This window comes from Paenibacillus sp. sgz302190, assembly GCF_059820445.1.
The window spans coordinates 262243-283632 of record NZ_JBZYAO010000005.1 but is presented as its reverse complement, the minus strand read 5'-3'; the positions used below and the strand labels follow the sequence as shown (position 1 = coordinate 283632).

Below are 21390 nucleotides of genomic sequence, written 5' to 3'. Positions count from 1 at the left end.
GGACAGCCAGCGCGAGCCGGTCGATCAGCGCAAACGCCTGTTTGCGGTACTGCTGCTTGATGTCGCCGCCGACCTGCTTCATGAAGTTGAGCGTGTATTCGCCGCCGAACACGGCGCCAGGGTTCACCTGCCCCGCCAGCCATGCCGGCGAGACGTCCGCTTTCAGGGCTTCGATGTCCGCGGCCAGCGCCTGGCTGTGAAGCCCCTGCCGCTCGGCCGCCTTCTTCAAGGCGTCCCGGAGATGCCAATCGAGCTGGGCTTCCACCTGCTCGGCCAAATCCTCCTGAAACGCCTGCAGCCGTTTCTCCGTCTCCGCGGCCGTCTGCGCGGCCCGCGAGAAAAAGCCTACCTTGAACCCCGGCTTGCGGCTCTCCAAATACGCGTGAGCCTTATCCCGGGTCAAGGCAGGTGTAATATTGGCGTTCTCGATGATCACACCAAGCTCTTTGCGCAGCGCCGCCGTCAGCGTTTCCGGCAGCGCCTGCGCCTCCTCCAGCTCGCGCCGCTTCGCCTCCGCGAGCTGCCGCACTTCCTCCACGTCGCCATCCTGGCGGATCGCTTCGATGAGCTCCGCCTTCAGCGGCTCATTCCGCTCCGCCACCCAGTTGCCGTGCTCGGCCGCCAAATAGCGCGCGGATGCGTCTATGCTGCAGCTGCGCAGCAGCTCACCGCGCTCGATCAAACCTTGCAGGAGCCATCGCAGTTTCGCATATTCGTTATGCGGATGGCCCGGCTCCTTCATCGTGACATACAGCAGGCCGTCCGGCTCGATGCCCCAGCTTAAAAAAGCCTGCTTCGTTCCCTCCTTATACTGTTCGAAAGGGAGCTCCCGCTCTTTATGCTTGTCGATCATATTGACGACGAGATAGAGCGGCTTGCCCCACTCCTTCATCTTCTTCGTGAACGCCAAATTCACTTCCGACTGCACATGGTTGTAATCCATGACATAGAACACGACATCGGCCAAATGGAGCGCCGATTCCGTCGACTGATGATGCGCGTCATCCGTAGAATCGATCCCGGGGGTATCGAGCAGCGCTGCATGTTTCCCCAGAAAAGCAATCGGATACGTGATTTCCACGGATTCGATATCCGTACCATTGACGCAGTACGCTTCCAATTCATCGAGCGGAATAACGACAGCGCTGCGGTCTTCGCTTTTGTGACGATGCGTTACATGTGCCCCCGGTTCGCCGTCCCGAATACTTACAATATTTGCACTCGTCGGAATCGGGCTGGAAGGCAGCAGCGGGTGTCCGCACAGCTGATTGATCAGCGTCGATTTCCCCGCCGAAAAATGCCCGCAAAACGCAATATTCATCCGCTCCGAGCTTATTTTATCGAGAAGCTGCTGCAGCTTCCCCGCGTTATCCGCGTCTCCGGCTTGTTTTACCGCGTCCCGCATCTGTTTGATTGCTTCCGGCATGGACGCAATGCCGGGTTCTGCCAACTGATTCATGATCTATTCTCTCCTGACTCACGTACAAAAAGCACCGATGGATTCACTTCGGTTTTAAGTGTAATGCCCCGGTCGGATTTAGTCAATTTAAGCAAAAAAAATCTCCGCAAGGGAGATTTAAGAAATGGCCGCTTTTTCAGTTTCCGGCAGGAAAATTTCGAACACGTCGCGATGCTGCAAAATCGTAATGTCGGAATCTTTTACTTTCATCACGACAACTTCGGGCTTCGTTTTCATTTTGTCTATGTAGTTTTGAGGAACTTCACCGGATTCGCTGACGGTTACGCCTTCAATGATCTTTTCTTCGTTTTCTTGCAACGGCGTTTTGATCACTTCTTCATAAATATCGGAAAACAATTCAAAACTATTGGTGTATACGGCGATGCATTTCATTTCCATCCCATCCTTTGTTTACTTATCAGTTCTTTTTAGTAGCTTTCCTAGTTACACTTGGTTTCATACGTTTTTTACCTTCCCGGCAGTGATCCAGCAGCGGGCAAATGCCGCATTGCGGGTTTTGCGCCTTGCAATGGTACCTGCCGAAAAAAATGAGACGGTGGTGAGTCTGTGTCCATTCCTCGCGGGGAACTTTCTGCATCAGCTTCTTTTCAACTTCAAGGACGGAATCGTCCCATCCGGCAAGCCCAAGCCTCTTGGAAACCCGCTCTACGTGCGTGTCGACAGCAATGGCCGGCACTTCGAAAGCGTTCGATACGACGACATTGGCCGTTTTGCGGCCTACGCCGGGCAGCTCGACCAATTGCTCGTGCTTCTCGGGAATTTGTCCGTCATACTTGTCCAGTACAAGTCGGCATAACTTTTGAATGTTGCTTGCCTTATTCCGAAACAGCCCGATTCTGCGAATATCTTGCTCCAGCTCCTCAAGCGGTACAGCCAAATAATCTCGAGGATGCTTATATTTTTGAAACAAGGATTCCGTAACCTTATTTACCGTTTCATCGGTACACTGCGCCGAGAGCAGCACGGCAATCGTCAGCTCGAACGGATTGCTGTGATTCAGCTCGCAATGCGCATCCGGGAACATTTCGCCGATTGTGTCTAAAATGTGTCTTACCTGCTTTTGAGTCATCGTTATTATTCCTTGGGGCGTAATATTTTCAAGTGTATCGAATTGTGACTGCAGAATCAATGCTTGAAAGCGTTAAAATGAGAACATTTTTTAAAACTTATCTGATTTTAAGGAAATTTCGTAGAAAAAACAACCGTCTGTCCCAGGATCAGCTCCTGTTAAACAGACGGATGCGGAATACATTTCGTTCAAATTTACTGCTGGTCCATCTCGACAATTTTGTCATCCAGCACATAAATCATAATTTGGTCGCCTGCTTTGAAAGAGCCCGCGGTTACGGTGTTCGCGCCTTTGTGGAAATATGCCCTCGGATACAGGCTGTAGGAAGTTTTGTCTGCCGAGCTCGTCGATTTGAAGATCATTTGGTTAACGATGTTATTATAGCTGGAAAGCTCTCTCTTCGCCGCTGCAGCCACTTGAATGATCGTTCTGTCGGCCGCGTCCTTATTGACCTGGACCCGGTCGCCGACTTTAATCGAGTTAAAGTTAAGCACCGACCCGCCGTTCAGCTTCACCGCATAGTTGCTGCCGGCGTTCACAACCTGATTTTTGCCGGTAAAGTCTTGCACGGTCAAGCTCGTGCTCGTCGGATCGACAGCGATGACTTTGCCTCTTACCGTATCGGTCAGTTCCACCTTCACGACGGATTTGCCTTTGTAAGTCAGCCTCGCATACTCGTCCGCCAAAATATCCGTAATCGCGCCCGCCGTCTTATCGGACTTCGTGATCGGAACGCTGTCCAGGCCGACGGTGTTAGTTGTATTGGTATCGTCCATCACTGTCAGCTGCTTGCTGTTGACGTTTGTGGATACCACTTTGTACAGCCCTGTTTTGCTGATTACGATATTCGTTACGATCGACTGGTCGTAGCTCAAAATGATACCGACGTTATCCCCGACTTTCAAATCGGAAAGTGCACTGGTCTCTCTGTTAGGAATCTCCACCGTCGGTGCATACGTAAGCTTGAAGGTCAAGCTTTGCCCGCTGTCGGTTTTGATCGTCACATCGTTGGACTGCAAATTCAACTGCGTCAAGGTGCCGTTCAGCTGTGTCGACATCTGGACGGAAGTCACGTTGTTTTTGGATACGAGCAGGTCGACGTATTTGCCGGTACTGAACGTTGTATTGAAGCTTGAGAACGGCAGCGTCGTCCCTGCGTATTTAATCGTCGTCGAATCGGTCAACTGGTATGCGTGCGGATTTCCCGAGTTGTCTTTAACCGTCAAAAATTTGCTTGTAGGTTCGTAGCTGATAATTTTCGCAAAATATAAGTTCTCGATGGAACGGTTTGTCACTGTAATCAAAGTCACTTTATTGTTCAGTACGTCCAGCTTCAAGGAATCTCCGGGTGCAATATCGTAAATGCTCGCCGTAGTCAGTCCATTGATTTGCACCTGCACGTTATCGCCCAGCACATATGCCGCCAGCGCGCCGCCGTTCGGTTTGACAATCGTAAGGAACGATTTGTCGTCGCTCAGCTCTTTCAGCGTTCCTTCGACGCTGACGCCCACATCCGCCTGCTTCTTGACGAGAATTTTCACGACTTCGCTGTTGGTTACGGTGTATTCAACCGAATCGCCCACATGCAGCGAATTGATGTCGATCAAGCTGTTGTCCGGCAGCGTAACGATCAAATTGCTGGAAAATCCGAATGCTTCCGTTTGCCCTGTCGTGCTTTCGAGCAGCCCCAACTGGCGCGTATCCTTGTTAATCGTCTGAATGACGCCGAGCGCCGTTTTGTTCACAGGCACCTGCTTGACGATGATCGACGTAATTTTGGTGCCCTTGGTCAGCCTGTTTCTTCTCAGTTCGACAACGCTGCCCTCGACGACGGAAGCAAGGCTGAGTCCCTTGCCGTTCGTGTCCGTTACGGCCACATCGGTGGCAAGCTCATAGCTTTCGTAATCGTCCAGCGTAGCCTTCAAGCCGCTAATGTTTAATTTCAGCAGCTTGCCGTCGTAGATGTCCATTTGCAGTTCGTCCTTGACGACTTCCACATAGTATGCCGTACCGCCTACCTGCACGATGGAAACCTGGTACGTTTCCTCGATCGTTTTCGGATCGATGACCGTATCGTTTTTGTTTCCGTAAAATACGGTGTTCGGAGCCAGTTTATATGTGCTCGTATTGCCGTCGCTATCGCTGATCGAGATGGTGCCGCTCGTCAGGCTCGTCAAATAGCCCCGGACCGCGCGCTGCGGCAGCGTAGTCAAATCCTTCTGGGACCGGCTGAGAAAAGCGGCCATTTGAGCCCGTGTGACGGCTCCTTTAGGCTGGAAAGTTCCGTCCTCGAAGCCGTTGACAATTTGCAGCGATACGGCGGCATTCACGTAACCGAGCGTCGAATAGCTGATGTCGTTGTTATCTTTAAACGAAGTCGCTTGGGAAGCCATGCTTTGCGCAGTCGACTGCTTGCCGATAGCACGGATGACAACTTCCGCCACCCATTCTCTCGTCGCCTTGCGCTGGCCCCATTTATCTTTGGACTTATCGCCCTGCGCCCTTGTTTTTTCTTCCTCGTTCGTAATCAGCCCTTTTTGCAGCGCCAGCGCCACATAATTGCGGGCATAGTCGTCCACCTGTATGAAGTCCGGGAAGACGGTTGCGGATGTCATCGATTTCGCGTCGCTTTCAAGGCCCATCATTCTCGTTGCCATGATCAGCACATCCTGCTGGGAGACGGAGTTCTCCGCACGGTATGCGCCATCCTCATAGCCTTCGATGATCCCTTCCAGAGCAAGCTTGGAAATGTGCCTGATCCCCCAGTAATCCGCGCCTACGTCCGGGAAAGACGATTTCACATTGCTTGCCGTTCCTGTAGAGGTTGTGCCCGTCGATTCCGCCGCCCAAACGGCCGGAGTCCCTGCAAGGCTCGTTATGATCAAAGAGCTGAGCAGCGCGTTCGCTAATTTCTGTTTTTTCATCGTTTGTAAAAACTCCTCTGCATGTTCATTTAATTAGGCCGTTTGATCGGATACGGCAAATCCATATGCCCCATCAAACTTTCCACCTGCTTGCCGTCTTTCAGTACGTAGATATCTTTGACTTCCGCAAATTGAAATGCCGTTTTTTTCAGCGCCTGCAAAAACAAATCTTCACCCGGTGCGCCTAACTGGCTGTTCGGGCCCATTTTCAGATCGATCTTAAGAGCGCCTTTTTCCTTATCGAAAGCAACGCTCTGGAATGTCACATCGACAAATAAGGACACCGCCTTGGGATCGTCATTCGCGGTCAAAACTTTCAAAGCGGCCGCATATATGTCTTCGTCTTTCTTGTAAGAAACGGTGACATCCTTTTCAACGAGCTTTATTTCGTTCTCATCGGTGTAGTAAGCCTTGATTTTCTTTTGTTTCAAAACCTCGGGAGTAGCCGTCGGCTGCGGACTTTGAGTCGCTTGCGCCTGCTGGGTCGGCTGCGGCGTCTGTGACGGCGCGCTGCCGTTCAGCGCAGCCTTTTGCCCGCATGCGGTTACCGTTAAAGCGATTGCGCTTACTAGAAGCGCTCCTTGAATCACGCGGCTTATTCTAGTCATCTCACTCACTCCTTATTTGACGTTCAAGTATTCTTTGATGGCGGACACTAAGGAGGCAGCTACTTGATCCTGAAAAGCTTCCGAGTACATGGCGGCTTCATCGCCTTTGTTCGATAAATACCCCACCTCTACGAGAACGGCGGGCATCGTCGTCTTGTGCACGACCCTGAAATCGCCGATCCGCACCCCGCGGTCGGGCAATCCGGTAGCGTCGGAAACGTATTTGTGAATGACATTGGCAAAAGGCAAGCTATCAGGATTGTAATAATAAGTTTCGGTTCCGCTAATGTTGGCTTTGTTAGCCTTGTTGCCATGAATCGATAAAAAGACGTCGACTTGATTGTCGTTGGCAAAGGCAACCCGATCGTCCAGCTCGACAAAAGTGTCGTCGCTTCGCGTCATTAACACTTCAATTTGCTTCTCCTTGGCAAGAAGGGCTGATACTTTCTTCGCCATCGCAAGCGTAAAATCCTTCTCCTTCCTCCCGTTCACCGAAAGCGCGCCCGGATCTTTGGCGCCATGTCCGGCGTCAATGACAACGCGAATGCGGTGCTCCTCAATCGAAGCCGACCATTCGTTAGGCTTCTTGGAAGTCTGAATCCGGTAATCGGCGGCGCCTTTGAGATCGAGAATGACCCTGACCGTGCTCGGATTGTCGGAAAAGTTGGAAAAGCGAACCTTCTGCACCAAAGGATGCTTGGAATCGAGTTCGCCGATGTTGTTCACCAGCTTTTTGGCGAGGCTATCGTCCAGAACCATATTCGGAAAATCGAACACGATCCTGTTCGGGCCGGACAGTTTGAGCCTCGTAGGGACGAACGTGCCGTCTTTGGCCTTGACGATCAGTTCCTTATCGGTCAGCTCGATGGACGTCAGCAAATGCGCGTTCGCGTCGGCCGGCTTCGAGCCCGCCGCAGTATCGGTGCCTGTTCCGCCATTCGCAGCAGGCGGCTTTGGCGTAGGCGCCGGAGTGCCCGTTCCGCTCGAAGGCTTCTCGTTTACATCCGGCGCCCCTGGTTTGACGGTTCCCGTCCCGGAATTGTCCCCGTCCGCGACGGGGCCCGTCACAGGCTTGGAAGGCACATCGGCTTCTTTGAACATATGTACGGAGGAAGTCGGCTGATCCCAGTTGAATTTCACGCCCATCAGCTCGCCTACAAAACGGAGCGGCAGCATCGTATTGCCGTTCATAATGACGGGAGCGACTTCCATCTTTGTCTGTTTCCCTTGGATCGCAGCGACTTTGCTGTCGATGACGAGCTGGATGTTTACGTCGTCTTTCACGATCGTCACTTTTCGCGCAGCTTCATCCCAACTGATTTTCGCCCCGATTTCTTCGACAATGACGCGAACGGGCACAATCGTGTTGCCGTTTACAATTTTTGGTGCAACTTCGTCTGTGACAAGCAGCTTTTCGTTCATATACAGCTTGATCGGCTTCTCGGCCTCAGCCCCGAATACGGCACCCGGCGCCAACAACATAGCTAAGCTCATGCTCGCTAAAACTACAGGATATTTCATCATTCACCTCTATGTAATGTCGGAATTGGGCATAGTTCCACAAATAGCAATCTGCAACGTTTATACACGAACCATTTCAATAGTACAAATTACGATTACAGCTGACAGCAAATCCACCACCTTACGACAAACTAGTAACCTATTAGACGCGAAAACCTGCCAAAAGTTGCAAAGATCGCAAAAAAAGAAGCCTCCGGAAACCGGAAGCTTCTTGCATTACGGGCAGTTATTATTTATAAGCCAGACGCGCTTGGTGAGCTTCTTCATAGGCGGTGATTTTGTCCGCATGCTGAAGCGTCAGACCGATGTCGTCCAGACCTTGCAGCAGGAACTGGCGGCGGTGCTCATCAAGCTCGAAGCCGATGCTGAGGCCGTAGTCGTCGGTCAGCTTGTTGTTTTCGAGATCGACATGCAGCTTGTAGCCGTCATGCTTCGCCGTGCGCTGGAACAGGTCTTCCACCTGCTCTTCGGACAGCTTGATCGGCAAAATGCCGTTTTTGAAGCAGTTGTTGTAAAAAATATCCGCATAAGACGGAGCGACAATGACGCGGAAGCCGAAATCCTGGATTGCCCAAGGCGCGTGCTCGCGGGAAGAGCCGCAGCCGAAGTTCGCTCTGGAAATGAGCACGGACGCTCCTTGATAGCGGTCCTGATTCAGCGGGAAGCTCTCGATAACGTTCCCTTTTTCATCCCATCTCCATTCGAAGAAAAGGAATTGTCCGAAACCGGAACGCTCGATGCGTTTCAAAAATTGTTTAGGGATAATTGCGTCTGTATCTACATTCACACGGTCAACCGGACCGACAAGGCCCGTATGTTTTGTAAAAGCTTCCATAGTCTCATTCTCCTCCGAAACTTGATTTCAACAAATTAGGCTTGCTGGTAGGCTTTGATTTCCCAGTCGCGCACATCGACGAAATGTCCTTGAATCGCTGCAGCCGCAGCCATTGCCGGAGATACGAGATGCGTGCGTCCGCCGCGTCCCTGACGTCCTTCGAAGTTACGGTTGGACGTGGATGCGCAGCGTTGTCCCGGTTGCAGAACGTCCGGATTCATCGCCAGACACATGCTGCAGCCGGCATCGCGCCATTCGAAGCCTGCTTCGGAGAAGATTTTGTCCAGGCCTTCTTTTTCCGCCTGGATTTTCACGCGGCCGGAACCCGGAACGACGATTGCCGTTACGCTCGGATCCACTTTGTAGCCGTTCGCGATAGCCGCCGCGGCGCGAAGGTCTTCGATCCGGCCGTTCGTGCAGGAACCGATGAAGACATAGTCCACTTTCAGCTCCGTCATTGGAGTACCAGGCGCCAAGTCCATATATTCAAGCGCTTTTTCAGCCGCTTTGCGTTCATTTTCGGTTGCGAAGCTTTGCGGATCCGGAACAAGAGAAGTGACGCTCGTGCCCATGCCAGGGCTTGTGCCCCAGGTCACTTGCGGGATCAGGGAATCCGCGTCGAATTCGACAACGCGGTCGTAAGTCGCACCTTCGTCCGTAACAAGCTGCTTCCACTCGGCTACGGCAGCATCGAATGCAGCGCCTTGAGGCACATATTCGCGTCCGCGCAAGTAGTTGAAAGTCGTTTCGTCAGGAGCGATCAGGCCAGCTCTTGCGCCCGCTTCAATGGACATGTTGCACACAGTCATGCGCTCTTCCATCGAAAGGCCGCGGATCGATTCGCCGGTGTACTCGATCACGTAGCCGGTAGCAAAATCCGTGCCGTATTTCGCGATAACGCCGAGGATCAAATCTTTCGCCGTTACGCCCGGCTTCAGGCTGCCGTTGATGCGCACTTCGAGCGTTTTGGCTTTGGATTGCTGCAAAGTTTGCGTAGCGAGCACGTGCTCCACTTCGCTTGTGCCGATGCCGAAAGCAAGTGCGCCGAACGCGCCGTGCGTGGAAGTATGGCTATCGCCGCAAACGATAGTTTTGCCCGGATGCGTAAGGCCAAGCTCAGGACCCATAACGTGCACGACGCCTTGGTCGATGCTGTCCAGGTCGAACAGCGTCACGCCGAAATCGCGGCAGTTTTGGGAAAGCGTATCGATTTGCTGCTTGGAAATCGGATCCGTAATGTTGAAGCGGTCTTTCGTCGGAACGTTATGATCCATCGTCGCAAAAGTCAAATCGGGTCTGCGCACTTTGCGGCCCGACAATCTGAGGCCTTCGAACGCCTGCGGCGAAGTTACCTCGTGCACCAGCTGCAGGTCGATATACAAAATGCTAGGTTTGCCTTCTTCCGAATGAATAACGTGGTTGTCCCAAATCTTTTCGAACATCGTTTTTTTACTCATACCCAGTCACCTCTTGTTATAAAATCCGCTCTAAAATAAAAAGTATTGCCCTCATGTCGTATCTTAACATTTTATTTATTATTACGCCAAGATATAATAACTATAAAGTTGATAGGAAATAACAATAAACCAACCAGCCGGCAGGCACAAAAGGAGATGCTGACCATATGGAACTGCGCCAGCTGCAATATGCTATACAAATCGCGGCGGAACGCAACTTTTCCCGCGCTGCGGAGAAGCTGCACATCGCCCAGCCCTCACTCAGCCAACAGCTGTCCAAGCTGGAAAAAGAAATCGGCGTCCTGCTGTTTCAGCGCAGCACGAACTCGGTTGAGCTGACGCATGCCGGCTCGCTTTTTGTAGAAAAATCGCAAAAAATTCTCGACATGGTCGAGCAGCTGAAAAAAGAGATGGAAGACATTTCACAAATGAAAAAAGGCCGCCTCGTCGTCGGCAGCATGGCGATTACCGGCTCCACCATCCTGCCGTTTGTCGTCCCCGCGTTCCAGGCCGCGTATCCGGATATCGAAATTTCGCTCGTTGAGGAGACGTCCTTCAACCTGGAGACGCTCACCTCGAACGGCCAAACCGACATCAGCCTCCTCTCGCTGCCGCTCCGCGAAGACTCGCTCGTGTACGAGACGCTGCTGGAGGAAGAAATCGTCCTCGCCGTACCGCCGAAACACCCGCTCGCCCTGAGGCGGGAACCGGTCGAAATCCGCGAGCTGGAGAAGGAAGCTTTCATCGCCTTGAAAAAAGGCCAGGGCTTCCGCAAGCTTACGCTTGATTTGTGCCAAAATGCCGGCATCGCGCCGAACATCGTGTTTGAATCGAGCAACATGGAAACCGTGCAATCACTGGTCGCCGCAGGCATGGGCATCGCCTTCGTCCCTTATTTGATCTCGCGCAGAAGCTTCGGCGAGCTGGCCCCTGTGCACCTGCCGCTGCTCGGCCGTCCGACGCGGACGCTCGTTATCGCCTACCGCAAGGGAAGATACATTTCAAAGGCGGCCGAAGCTTTTGTGGCGACCATGAAAGACGTCATGAGCGGCATCATGTCCAGGTAAAAGGAGGCGGTAGCCTGTGAAAAAAACACAGCGCCTCATCGAGCTGATGATGGCGGTCAACGAACGGATGCAGTTTACGGTCAAAGACATGGCCGAGCAGTTCGGGGTTTCCGAAAGAACGATGCACCGAGATTTGCAGGAATTAAGCGGGCTCGGCATGCCGCTCTACACCGAGTTCGGACCGCACGGCGGATACCGTCTGCTGAAAAAGCGGATGCTGCCGCCGATTTTGTTCTCGGAGCAGGAAGCCGTGGCGATGTTTTTCGCTTTCCAGTCGCTGCAGTATTACGGGACCCTGCCTTTCGAGGCCGAGTCGCTGTCCGCGCTGAACAAGTTTTATCATTACTTGCCGGAAGACGCCAAAACCCGCATCCAATCGATGAAAAGCAGAGTCTCCTTCTGGTCGCCGACACGCACGCAAAGCTCCCCTTACCTGGAGCAAATTTTGGAAGCCGCTATCGGACAGCAGCCGCTGCAAATCGCGTACGACTCCAAGAACGGCCCTTCCGAACGGACCCTGATGCCGATCGGCATTTATTCGCATAACGGATTTTGGTACTTCCCGGCATACTGTTTTCAAAAAGACGCCCTGCTGCTGTTTCGCGCCGACCGGATTTTGTCGCTGGTGCCGTGCGCCGAACCGCCTTACCCGCTGCCAGAACGATTGCGAACGTACACGATCGCCGATTGGCTCGCGGCGGAGCCCGACGGTGAGCGGCAAAAGGTCGCCCTGAAGGTGAAACTGACGCGCGGCGGCGTCCGCGCCTACGAGCGGAGCCGCGCTTTCGGCGGTGTAATCGAGCTGGCTGAAGGCGGCGGCGGGCTGCTCACAGCCGAGATTCACCGGGAAAACATCGAATTTTTCGCCGGTTATTTTCTCGGCTTCGGCGCGGATGCCGTTGTGCTGGAACCCGCGGAAATGGCGCATTGGATCCGCCAGCAGGTCCGAGCGCTCTACGATGCATACGGATGAGCAGTTCGGGTGCATGGATGAGCCGCTCGTCCCCCAAACTGCTCACCCGTGCACCAAGCGACTCAACCGCGTCCCTCCGAACTGCTCAACAATAGCTCGAGTGACTTATCCGCGTACCCCGAACTGCTCAACCGTCCCCCCCCGGGTGGCTCATCCGCATGCCCTGACTGCTCAATCGTGGTGAGACGATCGTTTGAAATAGTATGACAAGAGTTGTCAATGATTCGTTGTATGATCGAGCTGTACTCAATTTTAAAGGAGGCAGCATTCGAATGAGCAAACATGTCGGTACGTTAAAAGGAAAAATAGCCCTCGTTACGGGGTCCAGCCGCGGAGCGGGAAAAGGGATCGCTCTCGTGCTTGGCGAAGCCGGAGCCACCGTCTACGTGACAGGACGAAGCACGCGCGCAAAAACTGCGAGAGAGGACTTGCCGGGCACGATCGAGGATACGGCGGATGAAGTCACGCGCCGGGGCGGTCTGGGCATCCCCGTCCGCTGTGATCATACGGAGGATGGCGAGGTCGCCGCCTTGTACGAACAGATCAAGCGGGAGCAGCATGGACGGCTCGACCTTGTCGTCAACAACGCCTGGGGCGGTTACGAGGGCTACGATGACGTCGACTTCCTCGCTCCCTTCTGGGAGCAGCCGATGGTCCGCTGGGACAAAATGTTCGACGCCGGGCTGCGGGCGCAGATGGTTTCGAGCCGCTTAGCCATGTCCCTCCTGCTCCCGCGGAAGAGCGGCTTGATCATCAATACCGGCGTGTACCCGGACATCGGAGGCAATTACCCGGTTAACGTGTTTTATGACACGGTCAAACGGGCTGTCACCAACATGACCCGCGGCATGGCGCTCAATTTGCAGGCGAACGAAACCGGAATCGCCGCGCTGGCCCTGGCTCCCGGCTGGATGCGAACGGAGGACGTATGCCGTCACTACGGCATCGAGCAAGACGATGCCGATTTCATGCACATCGAAGCGCTGCGGCAGACCGAGTCGGTCGCCTACATCGGCCGGGCGGTCGCCGCATTGGCCGCCGACCCCGATGTGATGAGCAAGTCGGGCCAGCTTATGGAGGTCGGAAACCTCGCCACGGAATACGGCTTCACGGATATCGACGGCACACAAATTCCGCCGTTCCGCGTGTAATTTGATTGACGGGTGGACATGAGTCCTCCCGTTTTTTTGCGCTGCCGTAGCCGCCCGGCCAGGAGAGCCTACGAACGCGTGCAGCTCCCAGCGCGCGGTGTTCCGTTGCGTGACGTCGGTCGGTGTTGTGTTGCATGACGGTGGTCGGAAAAGTGCAGGCTTTTGTTTGATTGTAGCCCATTTGGCAAAAAACCTGCGAAAGTGCAGGCTTTTTCCACGAAAGTAGCTCGTTTTGGCGAAAAGCCTGCAATTGTGCAGGAATTTTCGATGAAAGTGTGTTCAACGTCCGCGTGGAGCAGAAATTACTGCAGATTTGCAGGAATTTTGCGTTGCTAGCATATTAACGAGCAAAAAGATGTACTTTTGCAGGTTTTCTCCGCGCACCAAGTAGATGTGCTGCTTTATCGGGCAAGTTTATCGGCAGTCTCGCATCCACATGTCTTCAGCACGCGATAGTTTGTTATACTATTCTGCCTCAATGAGCAGTTAAGTGGCAGAGGGCGAACCTTTGCGCGGTAGTTCGAACCGAAGCCGACATTTGGCTCGAGCAGTTCGGCCTGGCTGAACGGATCGACGGCTTGGACTGGCGGTCGGACCAGTAGCCAGCGGGTTGGTTCAACGGGCCGGATCGGCGCTTCACCTCGGCAAGACGACAGTCTGGATCGGGCAACTATCCTAGCGGAGCGAGTCGACGGTTTGGCCTGGCGGTCGGACCAGTAGCCAGCGTTTTTTTCGGGCTTCACCTCGGCGGACAGACGGTCTGGATTGGGCAGTTCGGCCTGGCGGAGCGTCGGTCCGGCGGCCTACCGGACCAACTTGCTTGCCGCCACTTGCCGTGGAACGGCAACCTGGCTTCTCCTCCGCATCATCATAAATTTCCCGCAAACGTAAACCATTTTGCACTTACACGCATACGATATATCAAAATTTTTTATGATTTAACTAATAATTATTTATAATTAGTGAGACTAGTCTATTTCTTAGGAGGAAGGCAAGATGAAATTGATTCAAACAATTGAGCAGGTATTCTGCAAATTGCAGCAGCCCGACAGGGAAGAACTGACAGCGGCATTGCAATCGCTGAATCATCTGCTGCATACAGTTCCCGATTACAAATCGGAGCCGGTGCAGCTTCCTTACGGGCGGAACCCGATTTACGTCACAAGCGAGCTGGAAGTGGTCGTGATCCATATTCCCGGCCACAAGGCTACCGCGATTCACGACCATGGCGAATCTGTAGGCGCCGCTTACTTGGCTGCGGGAGAGCTTTTGAACACAAGCTTCGCCCTGGAGCAGGGGCGTTTTCCGATCGCACGGTCTGAGGATCGTATCCGCGAAGGGCAGTTTTTCACAGCTCCTGCGGGACAGATTCATCAATTATCCAATCCGAGCCGCGAGCCCGCCGTCTCCTTGCACGTGTACTCCCCGCCGCTGTGGCAGACGAAACGCTACGCGCCTTTCTGCGACATACTGGACTTCGTCATTTAAAAACAAAACTCCCCTGCCTCGCGTCAATTGGCGCGGTGCAGGGGAGTAGTCGCTGTACACGGGAGTAGTCGTGGTACAGCGGAGTTGTCGCGGTACAGCAGAGTTGTCACGGTATACGGAAGTCGTCACGGTATACGGAAGTCGTCACGGTACAGCGGAGTTGTCACGGTACACGGAAGTCGTCACGGTACAGCGGAGTTGTCACGGTACACGGAAGTCGTCACGGTACAGCGGAGTTGTCACGGTACACGGAAGTCGTCACAGTACACGGGGGACGTCACGGTACACAGGAGTCGTCACGGTACAACCGAGCCGGCAATTAAAATTGCAGCTTGCTTTCGATGAACGCTTTCAGCTCGCTGATCGGCATCCGCGTCTGCTCCATTGTGTCGCGGTCGCGTACGGTTACTTGGCCGTCGGTTTCGGACTCGAAGTCGTAGGTGATGCAGAACGGCGTGCCGATTTCGTCGTGACGGCGGTATCTTTTGCCGATTGAGCCGGCATCGTCGTAATCGACCATGAAATGTTTCGCGAGATCGGCGAAAATTTGCTGCGCGCCTTCAGCGAGCTTTTTCGACAGCGGGAATATCGCCGCTTTGATCGGCGCCAGCGCCGGATGAAAATGCAGCACAGTGCGGCTGTCGTCGCCCTCAAGCTGCTGCTCCTCGAACGCGTCGATCAGCAGCGCCAGCGTGACGCGGTCAGCGCCGAGCGACGGCTCGATGCAGTACGGGATGTAGCGCTCGTTCGTTTCCTGATCGATATAGTTGAAATCTTCGCCGGAATGCTCCATATGCTGCTTCAGGTCGAAATCCGTACGGTCGGCGATGCCCCAAAGCTCGCCCCAGCCGAACGGGAATTTGTACTCGATATCCGTCGTTGCGTTGCTGTAGTGCGACAGCTCGTCGTCGGAGTGGTCGCGCAGGCGGAGATTGTCCGCTTTGGCGCCCAGAGACAGCAGCCAGTTATGGCAGAAGCTTCTCCAGTACTCGAACCATTTCATGTCTTCGCCGGGCTTGCAGAAAAACTCAAGCTCCATCTGCTCGAATTCGCGGGTACGGAAAGTGAAGTTGCCCGGCGTAATCTCGTTGCGGAAGCTTTTGCCGATTTGGCCGATGCCGAACGGAAGCTTTTTGCGCATGGTGCGCTGTACGTTTTTGAAATTGACAAAAATGCCTTGCGCAGTTTCCGGACGCAGATAGACGACATTGGCGCTGGACTCCGTCACGCCTTGGAACGTTTTGAACATCAGGTTGAACTGGCGGATGTCCGTAAAATCTTTGCTGCCGCAGTCCGGGCAGGCGATATCGTGCTCTTTGATCAGCTTTTCCATCTCGGCGAAGGACAAGCCGTCGACGATCATTTCGATATTTTTTTCAGCCAGCTTGCCTTCGATCAATTTGTCGGCCCGGTGGCGCGCCTTGCACTGTTTGCAGTCGATCATCGGATCGTTGAAATTGCCCACGTGGCCCGACGCGACCCATGCTTGCGGGTTCATCAAAATAGCGGCGTCCAGTCCGACGTTGTACGGCGATTCCTGAATAAATTTTTTCCACCATGCACGTTTGATGTTGTTTTTCAACTCTACGCCCAGCGGACCGTAGTCCCAAGTGTTGGCCAGACCGCCATATACCTCCGAACCGGGAAATACGAAACCTCTGTGTTTGGCTAACGCCACAACTTGCTCCATCGTTACGCTCATTGCTCCAATTCTCTCCTTCATCAGTCCAAAAATAAAAATCGGCTTTCCGGCGACGCCATGGACGTCCGGGCAAAAGAAAAAGCCCGTCATCCAAAGGCATCAAACAATGCCTAGGGACGAGAGCCTTACGCACCCGCGGTTCCACCCTAGTTGATACGCCCTGAATAGATTGAAGCCGGCGCATCCCCTTTATCCAAATGACTCCGGATTGCCTTTTCCTTGATCTTCTGTCTGGGCTTCCACCATCCCCAGCTCGCTGAACACGAAGTTGTTCAAGTACTATTGATCCATCATTGCCATAACTTTCATGAAATTACTTCTAGTCTACAAAAAATGGCGAAAAAAATCAAATACCGTGATGCCGGCGGTGTCCGTGGTGTTGTCGGACGAACAGCCGGTCGGAAGCCACGTTCGGACATCCCGCCAATGGCCCAAGGAGCCGCTAATAGAGCTGCGGACGGCGGTCTTCAAAAATCGGGATCTTCTTCCGCACGCGCTCCACTTCGCTCAAATCGATCGATGCCCGCAGGATCGCTTCGTTTTCATCGCCTTCGACAAGCACTTCTCCCCATGGATCAATGACCATCGAATGGCCGAAAAAGCTCGTCGTGCCGCTGACGCCAACACGGTTACAGGAAACAACGTACATCTGGTTCTCGATGGCTCTGGCCATGAGCAGCGTACGCCAATGGTGCAGCCGCGGATGCGGCCATTCGGCCGGCACGAACAGTACTTGCGCACCGTCCAGCGCCAGCTTGCGCGAAAGCTCCGGAAAGCGGATGTCATAGCAGATCATCGCGCCCGCCGGCACGCCCTCAAGCTCGAACCGGCCAACGGAATCGCCGCTGTGCAAATATTTTTCCTCGTCCATCAGACGGAAAAGATGAATTTTGGAATATTCCCCCATATCTTCACCCTGACGGTCGAAAGCGTAAATCGTGTTGTACACGTTGTCCCCGCGCTTGTCCGCAACGGAGCCCCCGACGATGTTGACCCGGTTCGCTTTGGCGAATCCGCTGAGCAGAGCTTTCGTGCGCGCTCCGTCCCGGTCGGCCAGCTCGTGAATTTGGTCGAGCGCGTAGCCCGTATTCCACATTTCCGGAAAAACGATCACGTCAGGCTTGATTTCCGCGGATACCGCATCGTTCAGAAGCTTTTCCAGACGGGCGTAATTAGCTTCCGGCTCGCCGATCGCGATATCCATTTGCAGCAGTGCAATTTGCAAGGTACGGTTGTCCTGCATACTGATTAAAGTCCCCTCTCCTGTACTTTTGTATCTATATTAGACGAAGAAGGCGCGTTCTTCAATGCGGTTTGAAAGCTTTGGACTGTCCTCTCCCAATGCTGAGCGTCGTCCAGCCGCCGCCGGCCCAATGCTTGGCGAGAAACACCATTTGCCCGACGTGATACCCGTAATGGGAAACCTGACGCTGTATGGCTTGCAGCACCGAGTGCGCTTCCCCGCGAATGGTAATCGTGCGCAGCACATCGTCCGGAGTTAAAGCCCTCAGCGCCTGAAAAAGCGCCGCCCAGCCTTCCTCCCACAGCTTAAGCAGGCCGCTCCGATCAAGCTGTCCGCTCTCGAACTCGGCGTCCCGGTTCCGCGTCCCCTTTTCCCCGTCCGTCGTCAAAAAATCCGTCCAGCGGGACAGCATATTGCCATGCATATGCTTGATCAAAATTTCCAGCGAATTGGACTCCGGGTCCGGCGTCATGTAAAAATGTTCGTCTTCGAGCTGTGCCATCGCTTTGTCGGCAAGCTTTTTCATGCTTTCAAACGTGCGGATCGTTTCGCGCAAAAATACTTCTGACACCTGATTGGACGGATTCATAGCGCCTCAACGCCTTTCGCCATAGATTTAATTTAACTTTAGAGCAACCGTGCGGCGAAGTAAATTCCAACTTTTTAATCGGGATGATAACAATAGCTTTCATCAAAAGGACAATCGTGTTACATTAAAAGTATCCTATAAATCCCGACCTCCGGAGTGTGAATTAACGATGTCCAATTTTTCGCAAGCTCAAGCGTCGTTCACTATACAACCTGCCGAGCGCATGCTCGGTCTGCCGACGCAATTTTTTGCGACGCTCGTCCGCAAGGCGAACGAGCAAATCGCCCAGGGCCACGATGTCATCAACCTCGGCCAAGGCAATCCCGATCGTCCGACCCCGCCCCACATCGTCGCATCGATGCAGGAAGCGGCGGCCAACCCGCTGTATCATAAATATCCGCCGTTCAGCGGATTTCCGTTTTTGAAGGAAGCGGTCGCGCAGCGCTACAAAGAAGACCACGGGGTCGTTCTCGACCCTGAGACCGAAGTCGCCATTTTGTTCGGCGGCAAAACCGGGCTGATCGAAATCAGCCAATGCCTGCTTAATCCGGGCGACGTATGCCTTGTGCCAGACCCGGGCTACCCCGACTACTGGTCCGGGGTCGCGCTTGCCGGAGGCGAGATGGCGTTCATGCCGCTGAAGGAGGACAACAACTTCCTGCCGGATTACACGCAGCTCAAGGCGTCCGACCTGAACCGCGCCAAGCTGATGTTCGTCAACTATCCGAACAATCCGACCGGCGCTACCGCTCCGGCATCCTTTTACAGGGAGACAGTCGAATTCGCCCAAAAACACGGCATCGTCGTGGCGAGCGATTTTGCTTACGGCGCCATCGGCTTCGACGGCCAGCAGCCGGTCAGCTTCCTGCAGACGCCGGGAGCCAAGGAAGTCGGCGTTGAATTTTACACGTTGTCCAAAACGTACAACATGGCCGGCTGGCGCGTAGGCTTCGCGCTCGGCAACCGGGAAATCATCCGCCTGATCAACCTGATGCAGGACCACTATTACTGCTCGCTGTTCGGCGGCATCCAGGCCGCGGCTGCAACGGCGCTCACCGCTTCGCAGGAATGCGTCGCGCAGCTCCGGGGCGTGTACGAAAGCCGGCGCAACGCGCTTTTCCGCGCGCTCGGCGCCATTGGCTGGAACGCCCGCCCTTCGCAGGGTTCGTTCTTCTCCTGGCTGCCGGTGCCGAAAGGCCACACCTCGGCCAGCCTTGCGGACCTGCTGCTGCAGGAAGCCAAGGTCGTCGTAGCCCCGGGCATCGGCTTCGGCACGCACGGCGAAGGCTATGTGCGCCTCGGGCTGCTGTCGACGGAAGCCCGGCTGGAAGAAGCCGTACAGCGGATNGCTGCTGCAGGAAGCCAAGGTCGTCGTAGCCCCGGGCATCGGCTTCGGCACGCACGGCGAAGGCTATGTGCGCCTCGGGCTGCTGTCGACGGAAGCCCGGCTGGAAGAAGCCGTACAGCGGATCGGCAAGCTAAATTTGTTTGGCTAGGAGTCCGGCGGGCGGAGCTGTTTTGGCGCGTCGCCCGCCAGGGCCGCTTCATAAAATCTTCAGACATACAATCCTTTACAAACGATTGTACAGCGTGCTATTCTATAAAGAAAATTAGCGATGGCATCATCGCTTCCGACATATCCAACGTTATGATGGGAATAGTAGAAAACGCGCGACGCGACGCAGAGAGCAGGCTCCACCGGCTGAGAGAGCTTGCCGCATTCCGGTTTTCGAACCCGCCCCTGAACGGTCAACGATGAGTTGAACAGTCCCCCTCCTGTTACGAGGGATTCCAGAGTTGGGCGCGCCATGCGCCAATCTAAGGTGGTACCGCGGAAGCCGCAGACTTTCGTCCTTATTGTTATGAGGGCGGAAGTCTTTTTGCATTTTATGTATATCGAACCAAAGGATGGGATTTCTATGACACAGCGAATCGTCGTCAAAATCGGCAGCAGTTCATTAACTTCCGATACGGGCGGCTTAAATCCGGATAAAATTCGTTTCTTCGCCGCCGAGCTCGCCCGCTTGCAGCAGGACGGCTTTCAGGTGCTGCTCGTTACGTCAGGCGCGGTGGCCGCGGGCTTCACGGCACTCGGCTACAGCACGCGACCGAAGGCGCTGCATGAGAAGCAGGCCGCGGCCGCTGTCGGCCAGGCGCTGCTTATGCAGTCGTACCATGAAGCGTTTGCGGCCTACGGGATCAGCGTGGCGCAAATTTTGCTGACCCGGTACGACTTCTCCAACAGGAAGCGCGTGCAGAACGCGCTGATGACGATCGACGAGCTGCTGCAGCGCGGCGTCGTGCCGATCATCAACGAGAACGACACGGTCTCGGTGGATGAGCTCAAATTCGGCGACAACGACAAGTTGTCGGCGCTCGTCGCCAATCTGGTGCGGGCCGGCCGATTGATCATCATTACCGATACGGACGGCTTGTATACGGACGACCCGCGCAAAAACGCGAACGCGCAGCGCATCGAGCGCGTCGATCAAATCAGCGATGAGCTGTACCGCATCGCCGGAGGCTCGGGGAGCGCCGTCGGCACCGGCGGCATGCGCTCCAAGGTCGAGGCCGCCCGCATCGCGATGCTAGGGGGCGTGCCCGTGTTCGTAGGGCGCGTACTCGAGCCCTACGATCTGCCCCTTGCCGTCGAAGGACGGGGCAAGGGCACTTACTTCGACACGTCGCTGGATAACTTGCCGGTCAAAAAGCAGTGGGTCGGCTTCCTCTCGCTGCCCCAAGGCACAATCACCGTCGACGACGGGGCGATGAACGCCCTGATCTCCGGCGGCAAAAGCCTGCTCCCTGCCGGCATCACGGCCGCCAGCGGCGAGTTTCACCCCGGCGACGTCGTCGAAGTGATCGCCGCCGACGGGACGCCGCTCGGCCGCGGCGTCGTCAACTACGCTGCCTGGCAGGTGCAGGCCGCCGCGGGCTTATCGACCGACGAGGTGCAAAGGCGCGTCGAGGTCGCACGAATCGAAGTCATCCACCGGGATGAGTGGGTGCCGCTGCAGTAGAGGTCTTTCGAGGATGAGCGGACCGAGGTTTATTCGCTCAGCCCCGTGTGTGAATTGTCGATAACGTGACGGGTTCGAGGAGCTGTAAGGGGTCAGCCCGCGTGCAGCTCCCAGCGCACGGTATATCGCTGCATGACGGCGGTCGGTCGACCGCATGCTCTTCCCAAACCCGCGTATTTTCCGTATAGGCTGCGGGGCTGAAGTGGGGACACAACAGTGTTGTCAAGTTAGGCAGTTAAAGCCAGGTTAAAGCCCCCCCGTCT

The 21390-nt window shown here is 54.7% G+C and carries 16 protein-coding genes and 2 pseudogenes; 7 read left to right on the top strand and 11 right to left on the bottom strand.

Annotation, left to right across the window (positions count from 1 at the left end):
* The 8 genes from AC6RNO_RS09260 to leuC form a co-directional block, all read right to left on the bottom strand.
* Positions 1 to 1459: dynamin family protein (locus AC6RNO_RS09260; protein WP_497105253.1), on the bottom strand; the 1459-nt coding region annotated here is incomplete at its 3' end.
* A 117-nt stretch (positions 1460 to 1576) separates the two neighbouring features.
* The gene (locus AC6RNO_RS09255; RefSeq protein WP_474681980.1) at positions 1577 to 1852 is read right to left on the bottom strand and encodes an NAD/NADP transhydrogenase alpha subunit; all 276 of its coding nucleotides are present in this window, start codon (positions 1850 to 1852) and stop codon (positions 1577 to 1579) included.
* A gap of 25 nt (positions 1853 to 1877) precedes the next feature.
* The gene (gene nth / locus AC6RNO_RS09250) at positions 1878 to 2549 is read right to left on the bottom strand and encodes an endonuclease III (protein ID WP_497105252.1); all 672 of its coding nucleotides are present in this window, start codon (positions 2547 to 2549) and stop codon (positions 1878 to 1880) included.
* A gap of 194 nt (positions 2550 to 2743) precedes the next feature.
* The gene (locus tag AC6RNO_RS09245; protein WP_497105251.1) at positions 2744 to 5473 is read right to left on the bottom strand and encodes an S-layer homology domain-containing protein; all 2730 of its coding nucleotides are present in this window, start codon (positions 5471 to 5473) and stop codon (positions 2744 to 2746) included.
* Positions 5474 to 5502: 29 nt separating this feature from the next.
* Complete coding sequence (locus AC6RNO_RS09240) at positions 5503 to 6081, bottom strand: GerMN domain-containing protein (protein ID WP_497105250.1); 579 nt, start codon at positions 6079 to 6081, stop codon at positions 5503 to 5505.
* Between the two features lie 12 nt (positions 6082 to 6093).
* The gene (locus tag AC6RNO_RS09235; RefSeq protein WP_497105249.1) at positions 6094 to 7563 is read right to left on the bottom strand and encodes an N-acetylmuramoyl-L-alanine amidase; all 1470 of its coding nucleotides are present in this window, start codon (positions 7561 to 7563) and stop codon (positions 6094 to 6096) included.
* Positions 7564 to 7831: 268 nt separating this feature from the next.
* Positions 7832 to 8437 (bottom strand): 3-isopropylmalate dehydratase small subunit, encoded by a 606-nt coding sequence (gene leuD, locus AC6RNO_RS09230; protein ID WP_497105248.1) that lies wholly within the window; start codon positions 8435 to 8437, stop codon positions 7832 to 7834.
* A gap of 35 nt (positions 8438 to 8472) precedes the next feature.
* Positions 8473 to 9894 (bottom strand): 3-isopropylmalate dehydratase large subunit, encoded by a 1422-nt coding sequence (gene leuC / locus AC6RNO_RS09225; protein ID WP_474681986.1) that lies wholly within the window; start codon positions 9892 to 9894, stop codon positions 8473 to 8475.
* Between the two features lie 167 nt (positions 9895 to 10061).
* Between leuC and AC6RNO_RS09220 the strand changes: the two genes are divergently transcribed.
* The 4 genes from AC6RNO_RS09220 to AC6RNO_RS09205 all read left to right on the top strand — a co-directional run bounded on the left by AC6RNO_RS09220 (position 10062) and on the right by AC6RNO_RS09205 (position 14573).
* Positions 10062 to 10961: a LysR family transcriptional regulator gene (locus AC6RNO_RS09220; RefSeq protein ID WP_474681987.1), complete on the top strand. Its 900-nt coding sequence runs from the start codon at positions 10062 to 10064 to the stop codon at positions 10959 to 10961.
* Between the two features lie 16 nt (positions 10962 to 10977).
* Positions 10978 to 11934 carry a WYL domain-containing protein gene (locus tag AC6RNO_RS09215; RefSeq protein ID WP_497105247.1) on the top strand — a complete coding sequence of 319 codons (957 nt, stop codon included), beginning with the start codon at positions 10978 to 10980 and terminating at the stop codon, positions 11932 to 11934.
* Positions 11935 to 12206: 272 nt separating this feature from the next.
* Complete coding sequence (locus AC6RNO_RS09210) at positions 12207 to 13085, top strand: SDR family NAD(P)-dependent oxidoreductase (RefSeq protein WP_497105246.1); 879 nt, start codon at positions 12207 to 12209, stop codon at positions 13083 to 13085.
* A gap of 996 nt (positions 13086 to 14081) precedes the next feature.
* Positions 14082 to 14573, top strand: a complete 492-nt coding sequence (locus tag AC6RNO_RS09205; protein WP_497105245.1) for a cysteine dioxygenase — start codon at positions 14082 to 14084, stop codon at positions 14571 to 14573.
* Between the two features lie 319 nt (positions 14574 to 14892).
* On the opposite strand, the gene AC6RNO_RS09200 is transcribed toward AC6RNO_RS09205, so the two are convergent.
* From AC6RNO_RS09200 to AC6RNO_RS09190, 3 genes are all read right to left on the bottom strand, one after another.
* On the bottom strand, positions 14893 to 16275 hold the full coding sequence (locus AC6RNO_RS09200) for a glycine--tRNA ligase (protein ID WP_474681348.1): 1383 nt from the start codon (positions 16273 to 16275) through the stop codon (positions 14893 to 14895).
* A 442-nt stretch (positions 16276 to 16717) separates the two neighbouring features.
* Positions 16718 to 17518, bottom strand: coding sequence for a nitrilase-related carbon-nitrogen hydrolase (locus AC6RNO_RS09195; RefSeq protein ID WP_497105244.1), 801 nt, complete (start codon positions 17516 to 17518; stop codon positions 16718 to 16720).
* A 61-nt stretch (positions 17519 to 17579) separates the two neighbouring features.
* Positions 17580 to 18107, bottom strand: coding sequence for a DUF1572 family protein (locus AC6RNO_RS09190; RefSeq protein ID WP_474681350.1), 528 nt, complete (start codon positions 18105 to 18107; stop codon positions 17580 to 17582).
* A gap of 169 nt (positions 18108 to 18276) precedes the next feature.
* Here AC6RNO_RS09190 and AC6RNO_RS09185 point away from each other — a divergent pair.
* From AC6RNO_RS09185 to proB, 3 genes and pseudogenes are all read left to right on the top strand, one after another.
* Positions 18277 to 19452 (top strand): annotated as a pseudogene (locus tag AC6RNO_RS09185) (pyridoxal phosphate-dependent aminotransferase); the annotation flags it as partial.
* Between the two features lie 4 nt (positions 19453 to 19456).
* Positions 19457 to 19603: pseudogene (locus tag AC6RNO_RS09180) on the top strand (LL-diaminopimelate aminotransferase); the annotation flags it as partial.
* A 423-nt stretch (positions 19604 to 20026) separates the two neighbouring features.
* On the top strand, positions 20027 to 21127 hold the full coding sequence (proB, locus tag AC6RNO_RS09175; protein WP_474681674.1) for a glutamate 5-kinase: 1101 nt from the start codon (positions 20027 to 20029) through the stop codon (positions 21125 to 21127).
* The last annotated feature ends 263 nt before the right edge of the window (positions 21128 to 21390 follow it).

Coding starts and splice junctions, on each gene's coding strand:
- nth (WP_497105252.1), bottom strand. CDS start 2,549: ATGACTCAAAAGCAGGTAAGACACATTTTAGACACAATCGGCGAAATG.
- AC6RNO_RS09255 (WP_474681980.1), bottom strand. CDS start 1,852: ATGAAATGCATCGCCGTATACACCAATAGTTTTGAATTGTTTTCCGAT.
- AC6RNO_RS09200 (WP_474681348.1), bottom strand. CDS start 16,275: ATGAGCGTAACGATGGAGCAAGTTGTGGCGTTAGCCAAACACAGAGGT.
- AC6RNO_RS09220 (WP_474681987.1), top strand. CDS start 10,062: ATGGAACTGCGCCAGCTGCAATATGCTATACAAATCGCGGCGGAACGC.
- leuD (WP_497105248.1), bottom strand. CDS start 8,437: ATGGAAGCTTTTACAAAACATACGGGCCTTGTCGGTCCGGTTGACCGT.
- AC6RNO_RS09245 (WP_497105251.1), bottom strand. CDS start 5,473: ATGAAAAAACAGAAATTAGCGAACGCGCTGCTCAGCTCTTTGATCATA.
- AC6RNO_RS09190 (WP_474681350.1), bottom strand. CDS start 18,107: ATGAATCCGTCCAATCAGGTGTCAGAAGTATTTTTGCGCGAAACGATC.
- AC6RNO_RS09210 (WP_497105246.1), top strand. CDS start 12,207: ATGAGCAAACATGTCGGTACGTTAAAAGGAAAAATAGCCCTCGTTACG.
- leuC (WP_474681986.1), bottom strand. CDS start 9,894: ATGAGTAAAAAAACGATGTTCGAAAAGATTTGGGACAACCACGTTATT.
- AC6RNO_RS09240 (WP_497105250.1), bottom strand. CDS start 6,081: ATGACTAGAATAAGCCGCGTGATTCAAGGAGCGCTTCTAGTAAGCGCA.
- AC6RNO_RS09205 (WP_497105245.1), top strand. CDS start 14,082: ATGAAATTGATTCAAACAATTGAGCAGGTATTCTGCAAATTGCAGCAG.
- AC6RNO_RS09235 (WP_497105249.1), bottom strand. CDS start 7,563: ATGTTGTTGGCGCCGGGTGCCGTATTCGGGGCTGAGGCCGAGAAGCCG.
- proB (WP_474681674.1), top strand. CDS start 20,027: ATGACACAGCGAATCGTCGTCAAAATCGGCAGCAGTTCATTAACTTCC.
- AC6RNO_RS09195 (WP_497105244.1), bottom strand. CDS start 17,518: ATGCAGGACAACCGTACCTTGCAAATTGCACTGCTGCAAATGGATATC.